This window comes from Stenotrophomonas maltophilia group sp. msm1, assembly GCF_032025805.1.
Taxonomy (GTDB): Bacteria; Pseudomonadota; Gammaproteobacteria; order Xanthomonadales; family Xanthomonadaceae; genus Stenotrophomonas; species Stenotrophomonas hibiscicola.
Genome location: NZ_JAVSKH010000002.1, coordinates 1,209,188 through 1,224,242, shown reverse-complemented (window position 1 = coordinate 1,224,242; position 15,055 = coordinate 1,209,188). Strand labels below are relative to the sequence as shown.

At 66.6% G+C, this 15,055-nt stretch carries 15 protein-coding genes; 6 read left to right on the top strand and 9 right to left on the bottom strand.

The annotated features are described in order from the left end of the window. The first annotated feature begins 146 nt into the window (after nucleotides 1-146). The gene (locus ROV95_RS13300) at nucleotides 147-1,394 is read left to right on the top strand and encodes an arsenic transporter (RefSeq protein WP_312544802.1); all 1,248 of its coding nucleotides are present in this window, start codon (nucleotides 147-149) and stop codon (nucleotides 1,392-1,394) included. A 24-nt stretch (nucleotides 1,395-1,418) separates the two neighbouring features. Here ROV95_RS13300 and ROV95_RS13295 read toward each other — a convergent pair whose 3' ends face one another. The 5 genes from ROV95_RS13295 to ROV95_RS13275 all read right to left on the bottom strand — a co-directional run bounded on the left by ROV95_RS13295 (nucleotide 1,419) and on the right by ROV95_RS13275 (nucleotide 6,849). Then, nucleotides 1,419-2,852 (bottom strand): porin, encoded by a 1,434-nt coding sequence (locus ROV95_RS13295; protein WP_312544800.1) that lies wholly within the window; start codon nucleotides 2,850-2,852, stop codon nucleotides 1,419-1,421. Between the two features lie 134 nt (nucleotides 2,853-2,986). Then, nucleotides 2,987-3,763, bottom strand: coding sequence for an ABC transporter permease (locus ROV95_RS13290; protein ID WP_005409726.1), 777 nt, complete (start codon nucleotides 3,761-3,763; stop codon nucleotides 2,987-2,989). Then, complete coding sequence (locus ROV95_RS13285; protein ID WP_312544798.1) at nucleotides 3,747-4,580, bottom strand: ABC transporter ATP-binding protein; 834 nt, start codon at nucleotides 4,578-4,580, stop codon at nucleotides 3,747-3,749. Before ROV95_RS13285 ends, ROV95_RS13290 begins: the two co-directional genes overlap by 17 nt. Nucleotides 4,581-4,593: 13 nt before the next feature. Continuing rightward, on the bottom strand, nucleotides 4,594-5,652 hold the full coding sequence (locus ROV95_RS13280; protein ID WP_111098466.1) for an ABC transporter substrate-binding protein: 1,059 nt from the start codon (nucleotides 5,650-5,652) through the stop codon (nucleotides 4,594-4,596). Nucleotides 5,653-5,727: 75 nt separating this feature from the next. After that, the gene (locus ROV95_RS13275) at nucleotides 5,728-6,849 is read right to left on the bottom strand and encodes a 4-oxalomesaconate tautomerase (RefSeq protein ID WP_019659747.1); all 1,122 of its coding nucleotides are present in this window, start codon (nucleotides 6,847-6,849) and stop codon (nucleotides 5,728-5,730) included. Between the two features lie 109 nt (nucleotides 6,850-6,958). Here ROV95_RS13275 and ROV95_RS13270 point away from each other — a divergent pair, with 109 nt between their 5' ends. Next, complete coding sequence (locus ROV95_RS13270) at nucleotides 6,959-7,861, top strand: LysR family transcriptional regulator (RefSeq protein WP_010485668.1); 903 nt, start codon at nucleotides 6,959-6,961, stop codon at nucleotides 7,859-7,861. A 61-nt stretch (nucleotides 7,862-7,922) separates the two neighbouring features. On the opposite strand, the gene ROV95_RS13265 is transcribed toward ROV95_RS13270, so the two are convergent. Both ROV95_RS13265 and ROV95_RS13260 read right to left on the bottom strand, forming a co-directional pair. Then, entirely contained in the window at nucleotides 7,923-8,303 is a 381-nt protein-coding gene (locus tag ROV95_RS13265) for a hypothetical protein (protein WP_019337724.1), read from the bottom strand. A 108-nt stretch (nucleotides 8,304-8,411) separates the two neighbouring features. Continuing rightward, nucleotides 8,412-8,939: a DUF6622 family protein gene (locus ROV95_RS13260; protein ID WP_155029570.1), complete on the bottom strand. Its 528-nt coding sequence runs from the start codon at nucleotides 8,937-8,939 to the stop codon at nucleotides 8,412-8,414. Nucleotides 8,940-9,173: 234 nt separating this feature from the next. On the opposite strand from ROV95_RS13260, the gene ROV95_RS13255 reads away from it, so the two are divergent. Beyond that, a complete protein-coding gene (locus ROV95_RS13255) occupies nucleotides 9,174-10,325 on the top strand; it encodes a serine hydrolase domain-containing protein (RefSeq protein ID WP_312544796.1) in 1,152 nt (383 codons plus the stop codon). A 6-nt stretch (nucleotides 10,326-10,331) separates the two neighbouring features. On the opposite strand, the gene ROV95_RS13250 is transcribed toward ROV95_RS13255, so the two are convergent. Together ROV95_RS13250 and ROV95_RS13245 are read right to left on the bottom strand one after the other, a co-directional pair. Further along, a complete protein-coding gene (locus tag ROV95_RS13250) occupies nucleotides 10,332-11,204 on the bottom strand; it encodes a methylenetetrahydrofolate reductase (protein ID WP_312544795.1) in 873 nt (290 codons plus the stop codon). Beyond that, a complete protein-coding gene (locus ROV95_RS13245) occupies nucleotides 11,204-12,118 on the bottom strand; it encodes a LysR family transcriptional regulator (RefSeq protein WP_053443057.1) in 915 nt (304 codons plus the stop codon). Before ROV95_RS13245 ends, ROV95_RS13250 begins: the two co-directional genes overlap by 1 nt. 75 nt (nucleotides 12,119-12,193) lie before the next feature. Between ROV95_RS13245 and msuE the strand changes: the two genes are divergently transcribed. Genes msuE through ROV95_RS13230 form a run of 3 tightly spaced genes read left to right on the top strand, consistent with a single transcriptional unit; the run spans nucleotide 12,194 to nucleotide 14,887 of the window. Then, complete coding sequence (gene msuE, locus ROV95_RS13240) at nucleotides 12,194-12,781, top strand: FMN reductase (RefSeq protein WP_155029573.1); 588 nt, start codon at nucleotides 12,194-12,196, stop codon at nucleotides 12,779-12,781. A 57-nt stretch (nucleotides 12,782-12,838) separates the two neighbouring features. Then, nucleotides 12,839-13,816, top strand: coding sequence for a DUF1852 domain-containing protein (locus ROV95_RS13235; RefSeq protein WP_312544794.1), 978 nt, complete (start codon nucleotides 12,839-12,841; stop codon nucleotides 13,814-13,816). A gap of 42 nt (nucleotides 13,817-13,858) precedes the next feature. Continuing rightward, entirely contained in the window at nucleotides 13,859-14,887 is a 1,029-nt protein-coding gene (locus ROV95_RS13230) for a methionine synthase (protein WP_019659754.1), read from the top strand. Nucleotides 14,888-15,055: the final 168 nt, after the last annotated feature.

Sequence of the window (15,055 nt, the reverse complement as noted above, 5' to 3'; positions counted from 1 at the left end):
CTGCAGCGGTCGCCATGCCGCGCCGCACGGTATGATGCGGCGACCCGGAACCTGCGATGATTTGCAGCGGCCGCCCATCCGCTGATCGCGCGCGCCAGGCCCCCCCTGCGCCGGGGTCGCTGCAGGTGCCGCTGAAGCCCCACTCCATGCTCGCCCCCCAAGCCCCCCTCGTGATCTGGGCAGCGGTCGCCGTTGCCACCATCGGCCTGCTCTTCCGTCCTTTCCGCATCCCCGAATATGTGTGGGCGTTGTGCGCTGCCGCCCTCTTGCCGTTGCTGGGCGCGGTGTCGCTGCACACCGCATGGGGCGCGGTGGCCGAAGGCCACGACGTCTACCTGTTCCTGGTCGGCATGATGGTGCTGGCCGAACTGGCGCGGCGCGAAGGCCTGTTCGATTGGCTGGCGTTGTACGCGGTGCGGCATGCGGGCGGATCCGGGCGACGCCTGTTCGACCTGGTGTTCCTGGTCGGCACGCTGGTGACGGTGTTCCTGTCCAACGATGCAACGGCCGTAGTGCTGACGCCGGCGGTCTACGCCGCCTGCAAGGCGGCGCGCGCCAATCCCCTGCCCTACCTGTTCGTCTGTGCCTTCATCGCCAATGCGGCCAGCTTCGTGCTGCCCATTTCCAATCCGGCCAACCTGGTGGTGTACGGCCAGCACATGCCGCCGCTGCTGCAGTGGCTGGCGCAGTTCGCGCTGCCGTCGGCGGCGGCGATCGGTGCCACCTATCTGGTCCTGCGCTGGGTGCACCGGCGCGAGATCGCCCAGCCGCTGGTGGCCGCGCCGGCGCATCGCCCGTTGACCGACGGCGGCCGGCTGAGCGCACTGGGCGTGCTGTTCACCGGCACCGTGTTGCTGGTCACGTCCGCCTTGAACGGGCCATTGGGCCTGACCACGTTCTGCGCGGGCACGCTGAGTGTGGCAGTGGTGGCGATCCGCCAGCGGCGCAGCCCGCTGCCACTGCTGCGCCACGTGTCCTGGGGCGTGCTGCCGCTGGTGGCGGGACTGTTCGTGCTGGTGGAAGCGGTGGCGCAGACCGGTATCATCCAGAGCGCGGCCAGCGCACTGCAGGCCGTGGCGCAGGCATCTCCCCGCCAGGCCAGCTGGCTGGCTGGTGGCGCGGCCGCGCTGCTGAGCAACGTGGCCAACAATCTGCCGATCGGCCTGGCCGCCGGTTCGCTGGGCCAGATGGCTGAACTGCCCGCACAGACCCGTGCCGCACTGCTGATCGGCGTGGACCTGGGCCCGAACCTGTCGGTGACCGGCTCGCTGGCCACGATGCTGTGGCTGGTGGCGCTGCGTCGCGAAGGCGAGCATGTCAGCGCGCTCGACTTCCTGCGCGTCGGCGCGCTGGTGATGCCGCCGGCGTTGATCGGAGCACTGCTGCTGCTCTGATCGGCGCGCAAGCGGCATGCGCTGCTAGAAGGCCACCTGCAGGCGGGTGTTGAAGGTGGTGCCTTCATCCCTGCCCTGGCCGGTGCCGCTGCGGTGGCGGGTCTGCCAGCGCACGGCTTCGAACATCACCCGGCTGAAATCGTTGAGGTACCAGTTCGCGCCCAGTGTCCACGCGTGGCCGGTACCACCACTGGGCAGTTCGGCATAGTCCACGTCCTCATAGCGGCCCTTCAGCTCCCACGCGCCACTGCCGCCGCGCGTCACCGGATCGGCCACCTTTACCTTGCCCCACGTGCCGGCCTTGCCCGAGTAGGACGGCAGCGCGCCCACCAGGAACCAGCCAGCGGAGATCGCCCACGCCTCGTGGTCGCGATCATAGCGCCCGCCGGCATCGGCCCCGCGCAGGCTTCGCGTACCCCACTCGCCGGTTGCCCACGCCGGGCCGAAGAAGCCGGCCAGTTCCGCACCGTAGGCGGTGCTGCGCTCGGCGCCCACCAGCGTGCCCGGTGTGATCCTGACCAGATCGTTGAAATGCCCCGCGATGGCCGAACTGCGCACCACGCCGGTGGCCCCGGCGGGAATCTTCTCGTGGAAGGCCCATGCGCCCAGATGCACCGTGGCGTCGGCAGTGTCCAGCGGATTCCAGTGGACGCGGGTGGCCCAGGTCTGGCTGTCGTTGTCGGTGCCGGCGTTGTTGAGGTCGTTGCCGGCTACCGACAGGCTGGCATGCCAGCCCTTTCCATACACCCGCTCGGTGAGCCCGACACCGAACAGGCCGCGCTGCGGCAGCATCAGCGTGCCGACCACGTTGCGGTCCTGGAAAGGCGTGTTGGACGTGCTGCTGGAGCCGTCGATACCCCGGTCGTTGAGGCGGTTGCCCACGGTCAGGTCGGCCGGCAGCCCGAACAGGCGGTGTTCCACGGTGGCGTAGACCGACTTCCACGCCACCGCGTTGTCCGCGAAGTCACCTTCCACTGCCCAGCCGAGGATACCGTAGCGGCCTTCGGCGCCCAGCCGCACCGAGCGGATCTCGGTACCGGAGATATTGCGGTCACTCACTGAGGATCCGTCGGTGCTGGATGCGTCGACGAACAGGCGTCCGCGCGGACGGAACGCCACGGCGCCATCGGCACTGCTGAACTCCGGCGCACCCTTGGCCCAGGAGACCTTCGGCAGTCTGGACTGGCTGGTTTCCAGTGCGGCCACCCGCGTTTCCAGCGCAGGCGGGGGCGGCGTTGACGGTGCGCCCGCACTGCCCTGCCCGCCCTCCACGGCACGCAGGCGCGCCTCCAATTGCTGGATCTGCAGTGCCTGCTGCTGCACCAGGCGTGACAGCTCAGCCTGGCTCAGCGGCGCGGGCAGCGAGGACGTGGACTGTGCGTCGGCATGGCCACTGGTCAACAGCAGGCCGAGCGCGACCGACAGCGCTGCCAGCGGCAGCACGGTGGAATGGTTCATGGGCTCTCTCTCCGGCCAGCCGGCCGCCTGGCCCGGCGCTGGCCTGTTGCGGTGGTGCGGGGGAAGATCGGGGGAGGAAGCGCGCGCCGCCGGGGCGGCCCGGCGGCGCGGCAGGCGGGCTCAGCCCGGCCCGGTCAGCTGGTGGCCTGTGCCTGCGCGTTGGGACGCCAGGTGATCAGCTTGTTCTCGACCACGTCCAGCAGCGCGTCGATGACCAGCACGAAGGCGGCCAGGATGATGATGCCGGCGAACACACCCACGGCATTGAAGTTGCCCTCGGCCTGCGCGATCAGGTAACCCAGGCCCGCCGAGGCCCCGAGGTACTCACCGATGATCGCACCGACCACGGCAAAGCCGACCGAAGTACGCAGCGAAGACAGGATCCAGCTCGCCGCTGCGGGGAAGTAGACATGGCGCAGCAGGTCACTGCGGCTCGCCCCCAGGATGCGGGCATTGGCCAGCACCACCGGATTCACCTCGCGCACGCCCTGCATGGCATTGAAGAACGTGGTGAAGAACACCAGCGTGACCGCCAGCGCCACTTTCGACCACAGGCCGAGTCCCAGCCACAACACGAAAATCGGCGCCAGCACCACGCGCGGAATCGCGTTGAAGCCCTTGATGAAGGGATCGAGGATGCGCGCCGAGCGTCGGCTCAGGCCCAGCCACACGCCGCCAGCCACACCCAGGCCGGTGCCGATGATGTAGCCCAGCGCGGTTTCGGTAAGGGTGATGTAGACGTGCTGGTAGAACGAGGTATCGGACAGCCAGGTCCAGGCCTGCTGAACGATCGCTGTTGGCGAAGGGAAGAAGAACGGATCGATCACGCCCAGCGCGATGCCGCCTTCCCAGCCGCCGAAAACGGCGACCACCAGCGCGAGCTGGATGAATTTGTCAGTCTTGGCGTGCATAGCTCTTCTCCACTTCGCCGCGCAGGCAGGCCCAGATATCGCGGTACAGGTCGGTGAAACGGTCATCCAGCTTGATTTCGGCCACGTTCCTCGGCCGTTCCAGGCCCACATCGAAACTGCGCACCACGCGGCTGGCCGGGCCGGAGGACAGCACCACCACGCGGTCGCCCAGGGCGATGGCTTCTTCCAGGTCGTGGGTGATCAGGATCACCGAGCGGCGATCCTCCTGCCACAACCGCAGCAGCTCGTTCTGCATCAGATGGCGGGTGTGGATGTCCAGCGCCGAGAAGGGTTCATCCATCAGGATCACCTTCGGCTCGACGATCAGCGCCTGGGCCATCTGCACGCGCTTGCGCTGGCCACCGGACAGCTGGTGCGGGTAGCGATGCTCGAAGCCGGCCAGGCCGACCTTGGCCAGCCAAGCGTTGGCCTTGGCCTTGCGTTCGGCCTCGGGCACACCACGGAAGCGCAGGCCGAGTTCAACATTCTGGTACGCGGTCTTCCACGGCAGCAGCGCGTCCTGCTGGAACAGGTAGCCGACCGACTCCTGCACGCCGCTGACGGCACGGCCATCGATGCTGACCTGGCCCGACGACGGCTTCAGCAGGCCCGCCACGGAATTGAGGATGGTGCTCTTGCGGCAGCCGGTCGGCCCGACGATGGCAAGGAACTCGCCGTCCCCCACCTGGATGTCGACATCGCGTACGGCGGTGAATTCGCCGAAGGACATGGTCACCTTGTTGATGGCGACCATGGTCTGTGCAGGCTCCAGCTGCGGCGCGCCATTGAACTGGCGCACGGTGGCATTGAGGGCCATGGGTTACCTCCGCTTACGGTTGGGCAGCCGGCGCCGCAGCGTTGGCACGCTCGACGAAGGCATTGGTGTAGGTCCGGGACAGATCGATATCGGCCTTGGCGACATCCGTGTTGAACTCACGCAGCACCTTCAGCGGTGTTTCCAGATCGGCAGGCGTGAAGTGACCGTCCCGGGTGAAGATCGCGCGCGCGTTCTCCACCGCGCGGGCATAGGTGGCGCGGTCACCGGAGACGTAGCTGTCCGGCAGCGCAGCGACGATGTCTTCAGCACTGTTGTCGGCGATGAACTTCAAGGCCATCTGCTCGGCGCGGGCGATCTTCTCGGCCGCTTCGGGGCGCTTGTCCAGGAAGCTCTGGTTGGCGTACATCACCGAGGTCGGGTACAGGCCGCCATAGACCTGGCGGGCGCCGTCGTCGCTGCGCGCGTCGAGGAGGATCCTGCCGACCTTGCGCTCGGTGATCAGGGTGGCGGCGGGATCATAGTTGACCAGCAGGTCGATCTTGCCCTGCTCCAGCGCGGCCACTGCTGCGGCGCCCGAGCCGACCCCGATCAACGAGATGCTGTCGGCCGGAATGTCGTGCTGGGCGAGGAAGTGACGGACGAAGAAGTCGGACGAGGAGCCCGGTGCGGTGATCCCGACCTTCTGGCCCTTGATGGTCTCCGGGCGCGCCGGATCGAACGTGGCATCCTCGCGGCCGGCCATCACCAGGCCGGAGTTGCGCGAGAGCAGTACGAAGGCCACCACGTCCTTGCCCTTGGCCTGCATCTGGATGGTGTGGTCGTAGAAGCCGACGGCTACGTCGGTGGAATTGGCCACCAGCGCCTGCAGCACCTTGGAGCCGCCCTGGGCGAAGTTCTCGGTCTTCACCTGCAGGCCGACGTCCTTGAAGTAGCCCTTGGCGTCGGCAATGAAGAACGGCAGGTTGTTGAGGTTGTAGGAGCCGACGCTGATGCGCACCGGTGCGTTGTCGCTGCTGCCGGCGGCCGCGCCTTCCACGCGCCCGCTGTTGCTGCATCCGGCTGCGGCCAGCCCGGCCACGCACAGCGCGGCCATCAAGAACTGCTTGTACATCATCCCTCCCAGGAGTGAAGCATCTACGTTGTAATGGCGGGCATGCGCGTCTACGCAGGCCCGTCCGGGTTCAGATCATGCCGCTGACGTCCATTGGCGGGCTTGGGTGGCACTGGCCGTGGCGGGCGCGGGCGAAGTCGCGTACACGCGCCCCTCGAACAAGCGGCGTGCGGTGCGGACCACGCTGGCAATCACCGGCGAATCGCCCGAGCTGCGACTGAGGCCCACCTCCAGGGCCCCACTCGGATGTTCGAGGGTAATGCTGCCGGGAACGGACCGGCATCCGACCAAAGTGTGGGCCAGCGTGCCCGGCGTGACGGCGGCGGTGGCCAGGCCGACCGCGCCGGTAATGGCCAGTGCGGTGTGGCATTGGTGCGGCATGAAATAGCGCACCTGCAGATCGCCGCCCTGTTGCGGCGCCGACAGCAGCACCGGCTTGGGAATGACCTTGTTGCCGGCGTCGGCGATGCCCATGCGGGCGCCCGCCTCGATGCGCAGCGCTTCCAGCCGGCGCATGAACGCCGCGTCCGCGTTCAGTTCGGCGGGCGAGGCATCACCACGCACGCCCAGGTCTTCGGCACGCACCAGCATCATCGGCATGGCGCAGTCCACCAGGCTGGCCGGCACGCCATTGATGGTTTCCTGCGCATGCCCGCTGGGCAGCAGCTTGCCGGTGCGGGCGCCTGCCGCATCAAGGAAGGACAGCCTGACCGGCGCGGCTGAGCCCGGCGCGCCGGCAATGCGCGTATCACCGCGGTAGGCCACATTGCCGCCCGGCGTTTCCACCGTGGCGATGATCAACTTGCCGGTGTTGACGTTGTGGATGCGCACTTCGGTCTGCGGATCCTGCGCCTGCACCAGCCCACGCTCGATGGCATACGGGCCTACGGCCGCCAGCATGTTGCCGCAGTTGGGCGAGGTATCCACCACTTGCTGCTCGACCCGTACCTGGGCGAACAGGTAGTCGACATCGGCGTCCGGGCGGCTGGAGCGGTCGATGATCGCCACCTTGCTGGTCAGCGCGTTGCCACCGCCGATGCCGTCGATCTGCAGCGGATGTCCCGAGCCCATCACTTCCAGCAGCAGGCGATCGCGTTCGGCGGTGTCCGCCGGCAGGTCGCTGGCCAGGAAGAACGGGCCCTTGGAGGTGCCGCCGCGCATGAGCACGCAGGGAATGCTGAGCAGATCGTTGGACATACGTGTGCTAGATTGATGCGTATAGGGGATGAATGACCCCTCTGTGATTCGATACTGGCATGACCCCAATTGATCTGTGAATTGCTGATTTTTGGATGATTGATACCTGATGAGCATCAATTGCGAAATCCTCGATCTGCGTGCGTTCCTGCTGGTGTCGGAGACACGCAGCTTTCATCGGGCCGCGGAAATCCTTCACGTCTCCCAGCCCGCACTCAGCCGCCGGATCCAGAAACTGGAGCAGGCGGTGGGCTCGCCGCTGCTGGAGCGCACCACGCGCAGCGTCAGTACCACCGCTGTCGGCGAGAACCTGCTGCCGCTGGTGCGCCGCATGCTGGAGGAATTCGATGGATCACTGTTCTCGCTGCGCGGCCGCGAAGACACCCGCGGCGCGACAGTGACCATCGCCTGCCTGCCGACGGCGGCGTTCTACTTCCTGCCCAGCGTGATGGCGCGTTTCCACGAAGCGCACCCGAACGTTCGCTTCCGCATTCTGGATATCCCGGCCACGGAGGGTCTGCAGGCAGTGGAACGTGGCGAAGTCGAGTTCGGCATCAACTTCATGGGCGCCAACGATCCGAATCTCGACTTCGACGTGCTGGCTGAGGACCCCTTCGTCCTCGCCTGCCGGCGCGATCATCCGTTGGCCCGCAAGCGCAAAGTGGAATGGGCTGATCTGGCCGAGCACCAGCTGATCACCGTGCATCGCACCAGCGGCAACCGCACGCTGCTGGACGGCGCGCTGGCGCGCGAGAACCTCAAGTTGAGCTGGCACTACGAAGTGACCCACCTGTCGACGTCACTGGGCATGGTCGAGGCGGGCATCGGCGTGTCGGTGCTACCGAAGATGGCCACGCCAGATGGGGATCACCCCACCCTGGTGACACGCGCGATCGGCAACCCGGTGGTGTCGCGCACGATCGGCATCGTCCGCCGCCGCGGCGCCCTGCTCTCGCCCACGGCGGAGCGATTCCTGCAGATGCTGATGAGCCAGTGGCGTGGGGAGGCGTGAGCAGTCCCGCAGTTCACGCACCCATCCGTTCCGGCACACTGGGCGCTGACAGGGTCGCCCTTCATGACGAGGCCGCGAAGATCGACGCAATACCTGCAAGCGATCCCACGGCCACCCATGAGAGCGTGGCGAATGCAGTCAGCAGTACCTTCCGGTGGACGGCCTGCGCTTCGTTCTGGGCCTCCGACCGTCGCGCATAGGGCCTGGAGAAACCCAGCAGTTCGCCGGTGACAGTCAACACCCCCATCAGGATCAGTGCGGTCACGCAGAAGCCGAACATGGAGCCTATGAAGGCCAAATGGCGGGTGTCGCCGATAGCCGGCTGAGTCCCGGCCAGGGCTTCCACAAGTTGCCCCGTCCACCGTGCGGGCAGCCAAGCCAGGGCTGCGACAATGCCGAAGTGACTGGCCACGTTGATCCAGAACCAGGATGTGGTCTTCATGACGTCAGCGTTTCCGGTGTTGGCCAGTGGCGGGCATCGTGACGCCTGCGCCAGCCCCGCGCAACGCTGCATGGGGAAGCCGGCCAGCGGCCGGCACTACCAGGTCAATCAGCCTGCGGTTTCCAGCCCCTTGCCTGCCGCATCCATCCGCAGCGAGGCCAGGTACCGGCCGTACTTGCCGACGAAGATGCCAGTGAACCCGCCCGTCAGCAGCAGGTAGGCGGCACTGAAGCCGGCACTGGCGGACAGCGACGGCGACACCGCAAACGCGACTTCGAAGCCGTACTTCACCAGGAAGGTGACCAGCAGCAGCGGCAGCAGGCTGAAGTCCGCGCTGCGCCAGAGCTTGCCGGTGCTGCGGTCCAGCGTCAGCTTCAATCGATTCAGCAGCAGCCAGGCAAGTGCCGCGCCCGTGGCTATGCCGGCAAGCCACTCGCTCCAGGCGGCCAGCGACGCGCCGAAGCGATGACTGATCGACCACGCGCCCCAGACGGCGAACAGCGCGGGCACGATCGCCAGTTTGTGCAGCGAGGTTTCTGCAGGCTTCATGGCGGCGATGCCACGGGTGACCAGGAAGGCCAGGAGCAGCCAGACCCAGATCGGCGTCTGCGAGGCGAGTTGCTGGAGCATGTTCATGAGCGGTCCCCTTGATGAGTGGTGGCTGAGTGGTGGCGAGGTGCCCTCGCATTGGCGCTCACTATTCGCTTCCGCCCGGGTTGCAGCCAGTGACAGCTGTCAGCCATCGCGGATGACCCGCCGGCATGCTGCGCGTCCCCGGCAGCTGTCGGGGTGGATTCACCCGGTGCACCCTGCGCGGGCCGGCCCTCAGTCCGCGCTACCATCACCACGACGCCGCTGCGAGCCACGTGCATGTACCACGACCCTGTTCGACGTCGCCTGTGTGCGGCGGTGCTGGCCACTGGCTTCGGCCTGTCAGCACCGTCGGCGCTGGCGAGCCGGGCGACGTTGGCGGGGTGCGGTTCGCTGACCGCATTGCTGCAGGCCGAACGGCAGCCTGGCATGGCGGCCGTTCTGGTCGATCACGGGCGCATTGCCGCGCTGTGCACGACCGGGCGGCTCGATGACACCCGACCTGCACCGATTGATCGCCATACCGTGTTCGAACTGGGGTCGATCACCAAGCTGTTCACGGCCCTGCTGATTTTCCGGCTCCAGCAGCGGCATCTGCTCGACGTCACCGCGCCCATCGGCCAGTACGTGGAAGGGTTGCCTTCCGCATGGGCATCCACTTCGCTGCTGCAGCTGCTGAGCCATACCTCAGGCATTCCCAACTATCTGAATGAAGAAAATTTCCTGCGGTTGATGCCGACGAATCCAGCCCCCCGTGAATTGCTCGCAGAGGTGGCCGAGCGGCCGCTGGCGTTTGCGCCCGGTGCGCGGCACGCCTATTCCAATACGAACTACATCCTGCTCGGCCTGGCCATAGAGCATGCAACCGGCATGGACTACTGGCGGGTTCTGCAGGAGGAGATACTGTCGCCGCTGGGCATGCGCGATGCGGGACCGCGTCGTGCAGACGATCGGCGCCGGATTGCCCAGGGGCATCTGTTCCAGGATGGCCACTGGCGCGCACCACCGCCCACTGCTCCGGGCTCGGCATGGGCCGCCGGCGGCCTGCTCGCCAGCATCGACGACATGGCGCGCTTTGCTGTGGCGCTGGACCAGCATCGACTGTTGCCCGAGGCGGCCCTGAAGCGGATGTGGTGCGACACACTCCTCGCCAATGGCAGCAAGGCGGGCTGGGGGGCCGGCTGGGAAGTTTCCGATGGCGGAAAGGTAGTCGGCCATGGCGGCGGGACCGCAGGCTTTACCGGGTATCTCCGGCACCGTCCCACCGATCGAAGAACGCTCGTCGTACTGATCAATCGCGCCGGAGACATCAACCCGCAGGGCATTGCAGAGCGCCTCGACCTGGGCATGCGTCGCTGCAATGGGAGGCTTTCCAGGCCGGCGCCTTCGCTGGATCAACCCGGCACCCGGACAACGCGATCCATGCCATGACGCAGATCATCGGCGCTGGCTGATGGAAATGCGCCGCCGGTACTGCGCCACCCACTCCAGCGACGGCGCAACACCGCCGAACGGGAAGAAATGCGGACTGACCTGGCCATGCGCGCTGGTCAGCCCCTTCACCAGGCGATCGACGAACACCTCCGGCCCTGCCGTGCCGAGCAGGCGGCCGATCGAGATGCCGTACCGGGCGAGCATCGATGCACTGGCGCCTACGCCGCACATCGCGGCGTAGCGCAGCAGGCGAGAGACGCTGGCCGGGCCCGGCACGCCGACCAGCACCGGAACGCTGATGCCGCGCGCGCGCAGTGCATCCAGCCAGGCCAGCACGGCACCGGCATCGAAGGCGAACTGGGTGACGATCACAGGCGCCATGCGGCGCGCTTCGATGGCCTGGCACTTGCGTTCGAGTACCTGCCAGCGAGCGTCGCAGCTCATCGCCGGATGGCCTTCCGGATGCCCGCCGATACCTACGACCTTGATGCCGAAACGCTCAAGACGCCCGGTCTCGATGATCGAAGCACTGTCGGCAAACGGCCCGGCAGGCGTCGCGAGGTCACCGGCGATCAGCAGGCAGCGCTCCACCCCGGCTTCGCTGGTGGCGCGCTCCAGGAAGCGTTCAAGCGCTGTGCGTGACCCGATGCGCCGCGCGGAGAGATGCGGCATCGGCTCGAATCCGAGCGCGCGCACGGTGCGCACGGCGGCCAGGCGGGCGTCGTCATCCTCGCTGGCCAGCCAGGGAATGGAGATGACCGTACCGCGCGGGATCCGATCCGCCTCGGCGCGCAGCGCAGGCATGGCCTTCGCGCTGACTTCCAGTGAAAAGGCGTTGATGAAGGCTTCCGCGTGCGCTGAGGTACCGACCGGCATCAGCGCGCCTCGCGTGCATTGCCGGCAAGCGGCGAGCTGTTGCGGGCCAGTTCGATGAAGGCCTGCAGGTAGTCGATGCCGGTATCGGCCTCGCGCGCGCCCAGGTAGATCTGCTTGGGGATGCCCTTGGCGCCCAGGCGCACGGGCACCACGTCCATGCGCGTGGCGTACTCCTCCACCAGCCAGCGCGGCATGGCAGCCACGCCGCGGCCGCTGGCCACCATCTGCATCATGATGTCGGTGGTTTCGATGGCCTTGTGGCGCCGCGGGGTGATGCCGGCCGGCAGCAGGAACTGGTTGTAGATGTCCAGGCGCTCGAACGGCACCGGATAACTGATCAGCACTTCCTGGCCGAGCTGGCGCGGTTTTACGTAGTCCACCTTGGCGAGGGCATGGTTCCCGGCCACCACCAGCACCTGTTCGTAGTCGAACACGGGAATGAACTTCAGGCCCGGCTTCAGCAGCGGGTCGGGGGTAACCAGCAGGTCGATCTCGTAGCCGAACAATGCGCCGATACCGCCGAACTGGAACTTCTGCTTGACGTCCACATCCACGTCCGGCCATGCCGCCAGGTAGGGCGAGACAATCTTCAGAAGCCACTGGTAGCAGGGATGGCACTCCATGCCGATGCGCAGCGCGCCACGCTCGCCCTGCGCGAACTGGCGCAGGCGCTCCTCGGCCAGGTCCAGCTGCGGAAGCACCCGGTTGGCCACTGCCAGCAGGTACTGCCCGGCCTGGGTCAGCCGCAGGCTGCGACCCTCACGCAGCCAGACCTCGGTACCCAGCTGCTGCTCCAGCTTCTTCATGCTGTGGCTGAGCGCCGACTGGGTCAGGTTGAGCACGCCGGCGGCGGCGGTGAGCGAGCCCTGCTGCTCGACCTGCTGCACGATGCTGAGGTGGATGCGCTCCAGCATGACGATGAATCTCACTCATGGATAGGTGAAGTAATACCATTTTACGTCATGGAAAGGCATGACTAGGATCGGGTCATGCCTTCATCCCACCGCCCTCTCCGTATCGTCGCCGTGTCCGGCGGACTGCAGCGCCCCTCGCGGGCCACCCTCCTGGCCGAGCATCTGCTGGGCGTGATCGGCAACGACGTCCATTGCGAACACCATCTGATCGAGCTCGGCGAGCTCGCCCCGCAGCTGGCCGGCGCCCTGTGGCGCTCACAATTGCCCGAGGCTGTCGAGCGCCAGCTGCTTGCCGTCGAGCAGGCCGATGTCCTCGTGGTGAGCACGCCGGTCTATCGCGGCTCGTACACCGGGCTGTTCAAGCATTTCTTCGACTTCATCCACCAGGATGCGCTGGTCGACACCCCCATCCTGCTGGCCGCGACCGGCGGCAGCGAGCGCCATGCGCTGGTGATCGATCACCAGCTGCGGCCGCTCTTCAGCTTCTTCCAGGCCCGCACCCTGCCGCTGGGCGTCTATGCCACCGACCGCGATTTCGCCGACGGCCGCGTGCACAACGAACCGCTGATCGAGCGCGCTCGACTGGCGGTCCACCGAGCCATGCCACTGCTGGCCCTGGCCCGCCATCCCGTCGCCGCCCTCGAGGCTGCCGCAGCACCCTGAATGCCGGATGCGCTCGCCCCGCATCCGGATGTCACCCCGCATCACGGAACGCCGCCCATGACGAACGACACCTTCACCTTCAGCATCACGCGCATCCCATTCAACGAGGACTACCAGCCCGCCGAGGGCACGCGCATCACCACCAATTTCGCCAATCTGGCGCGCGGCGCTTCCCGGCGGGAAAACCTGCGCAACACCCTCAGCATGATCAACAACCGCTTCAACGACCTGGCGCACTGGGACAACCCGAGCGCCGATCGTTATGCCGTCGAGCTGGACATCATCTCGGTGGAGATGCACATCGACGGCGCCGACGGCAACGATCCGTTTCCGTTGATCGAGGTGCTGCAACCGGCCATCGTCGACACGCGGACCGGCGCGCGTACCGAAGGCATCGTCGGCAACAATTTCTCGTCCTACGTGCGTGACTATGATTTCAGCGTGGTGCTGCCGGCCAGCAACGAGGGCAAGACCACCTTCGGTCTTCCGGAAGGCTTTGGCGACCTGCATGGCAAGCTGTTCAAGCACTTCGTGGGATCGGACGCCTACCGCGCCAGCTTCCGCAAGGGGCCGGTGATCTGCATCAGCGTCTCCAGCAGCAGGACCTACTACCGCACCGAGAATCATCACCCCATCCTGGGCGTGGAGTACCGGCAGGGCGAGTTCTCCGCCACCGACCACTACTTCAACAAGATGGGCCTGCAGGTACGTTACTTCATGCCGCCGGGCAGCGTCGCGCCGCTGGCGTTCTACTTCCAGGGCGACCTGCTGGGCGACTACTCGAACCTGGAGCTGATCGGCACCATCAGCACGATGGAAGCGTTCCAGAAGATCTACCGCCCGGAGATCTACAACGCCAATTCCGTGGCCGGCAAGGTCTACCAGCCCAGCCTGAAGCACCAGGATTACTCGTCCACCCGCATCGTCTACGACCGCGAAGAGCGCAGCCAGCTGGCGGTCAAGCAGGGCCGGTTCACCGAAGAACACTTCATCAAGCCGTACCGCGCCGTGCTTGAGCAGTGGGCTGCGCGCTGATCCATCAATTTCCCCTTCGCATACCAGGACAACCCGACACCGATGAAGAAACTGCTCCCCACCTCCACCGCCGGCAGCCTGCCCAAGCCGTCCTGGCTGGCAGAACCCGAAAAGCTCTGGTCGCCCTGGAAGCTGCAGGACGAAGGCCTGGCTGAAGGCAAGCAGGATGCGCTGCGCCTGTCGCTGCAGGAACAGCAACACGCGGGCATCGACATCGTCAGCGACGGTGAGCAGACCCGGCAACACTTCGTCACTACCTTCATCGAGCATCTCAGCGGCGTTGACTTCGAAAAGCGCGAAACCGTGCGCATCCGTAACCGCTACGATGCCAGCGTGCCCACCGTGGTCGGCGCCGTGAGCCGTCCGAAGCCGGTGTTCGTGGAGGATGCGAAGTTCCTGCGCCGCCAGACTGCGCAGCCGATCAAGTGGGCGCTGCCCGGCCCGATGACGATGATCGACACGCTGTACGACGCCCACTACAGGAGCCGGGAGAAGCTGGCCTGGGAGTTCGCGAAGATCCTCAACGAGGAAGCGAAGGAGCTGGAAGCGGCCGGCGTGGACATCATCCAGTTCGATGAGCCGGCCTTCAATGTGTTCTTCGACGAAGTGAACGACTGGGGCGTGGCCGCCCTGGAGCGCGCGATCGAAGGGCTGACGTGCGAGACAGCCGTGCACATCTGCTACGGTTACGGGATCAAGGCCAACACCGACTGGAAGCAGACGCTGGGATCGGAATGGCGCCAGTACGAGGAATCGTTCCCGAAACTGCAGGCCTCCAGCCTCGACATCATTTCGCTGGAATGCCATAACTCGCACGTGCCGATCGACCTGATCGAGCTGGTCCGTGGCAAGAAGGTGATGGTAGGCGCGATCGACGTGGCCTCGAGCGCGGTGGAAACACCGGAAGAAGTGGCCGACACCCTGCGCAGGGCGCTGCAGTTCGTGGATGCCGACAAGCTTTACCCCAGCACCAACTGCGGCATGGCGCCGCTGGCCCGCACCGTGGCCAGGGGCAAGCTGCGCGCGCTCAGCGAAGGGGCCAGGATCGTGCGTGAGGAGCTTTCGGCGTAGCGCTTGCCAGGGCTGTGGGCGTCCTGCCGGGTACCGACCACGCCTGACACGTTAACTGCCCCAAGGGCCTGGCAGGCTGCCGCGGTGCGAGCGCCTGCTTGATGCGTGCCACCTCCCCTGTCCCGGCCTCGGCCAGGCGGCGCGCCTGCTGGCGCTGCTCCCGTGTGA

Coding starts and splice junctions, on each gene's coding strand:
- ROV95_RS13300 (WP_312544802.1), top strand. CDS start 147: ATGCTCGCCCCCCAAGCCCCCCTCGTGATCTGGGCAGCGGTCGCCGTT.
- ROV95_RS13295 (WP_312544800.1), bottom strand. CDS start 2,852: ATGAACCATTCCACCGTGCTGCCGCTGGCAGCGCTGTCGGTCGCGCTC.
- ROV95_RS13290 (WP_005409726.1), bottom strand. CDS start 3,763: ATGCACGCCAAGACTGACAAATTCATCCAGCTCGCGCTGGTGGTCGCC.
- ROV95_RS13285 (WP_312544798.1), bottom strand. CDS start 4,580: ATGGCCCTCAATGCCACCGTGCGCCAGTTCAATGGCGCGCCGCAGCTG.
- ROV95_RS13280 (WP_111098466.1), bottom strand. CDS start 5,652: ATGTACAAGCAGTTCTTGATGGCCGCGCTGTGCGTGGCCGGGCTGGCC.
- ROV95_RS13275 (WP_019659747.1), bottom strand. CDS start 6,849: ATGTCCAACGATCTGCTCAGCATTCCCTGCGTGCTCATGCGCGGCGGC.
- ROV95_RS13270 (WP_010485668.1), top strand. CDS start 6,959: ATGAGCATCAATTGCGAAATCCTCGATCTGCGTGCGTTCCTGCTGGTG.
- ROV95_RS13265 (WP_019337724.1), bottom strand. CDS start 8,303: ATGAAGACCACATCCTGGTTCTGGATCAACGTGGCCAGTCACTTCGGC.
- ROV95_RS13260 (WP_155029570.1), bottom strand. CDS start 8,939: ATGAACATGCTCCAGCAACTCGCCTCGCAGACGCCGATCTGGGTCTGG.
- ROV95_RS13255 (WP_312544796.1), top strand. CDS start 9,174: ATGTACCACGACCCTGTTCGACGTCGCCTGTGTGCGGCGGTGCTGGCC.
- ROV95_RS13250 (WP_312544795.1), bottom strand. CDS start 11,204: ATGCCGGTCGGTACCTCAGCGCACGCGGAAGCCTTCATCAACGCCTTT.
- ROV95_RS13245 (WP_053443057.1), bottom strand. CDS start 12,118: ATGCTGGAGCGCATCCACCTCAGCATCGTGCAGCAGGTCGAGCAGCAG.
- msuE (WP_155029573.1), top strand. CDS start 12,194: ATGCCTTCATCCCACCGCCCTCTCCGTATCGTCGCCGTGTCCGGCGGA.
- ROV95_RS13235 (WP_312544794.1), top strand. CDS start 12,839: ATGACGAACGACACCTTCACCTTCAGCATCACGCGCATCCCATTCAAC.
- ROV95_RS13230 (WP_019659754.1), top strand. CDS start 13,859: ATGAAGAAACTGCTCCCCACCTCCACCGCCGGCAGCCTGCCCAAGCCG.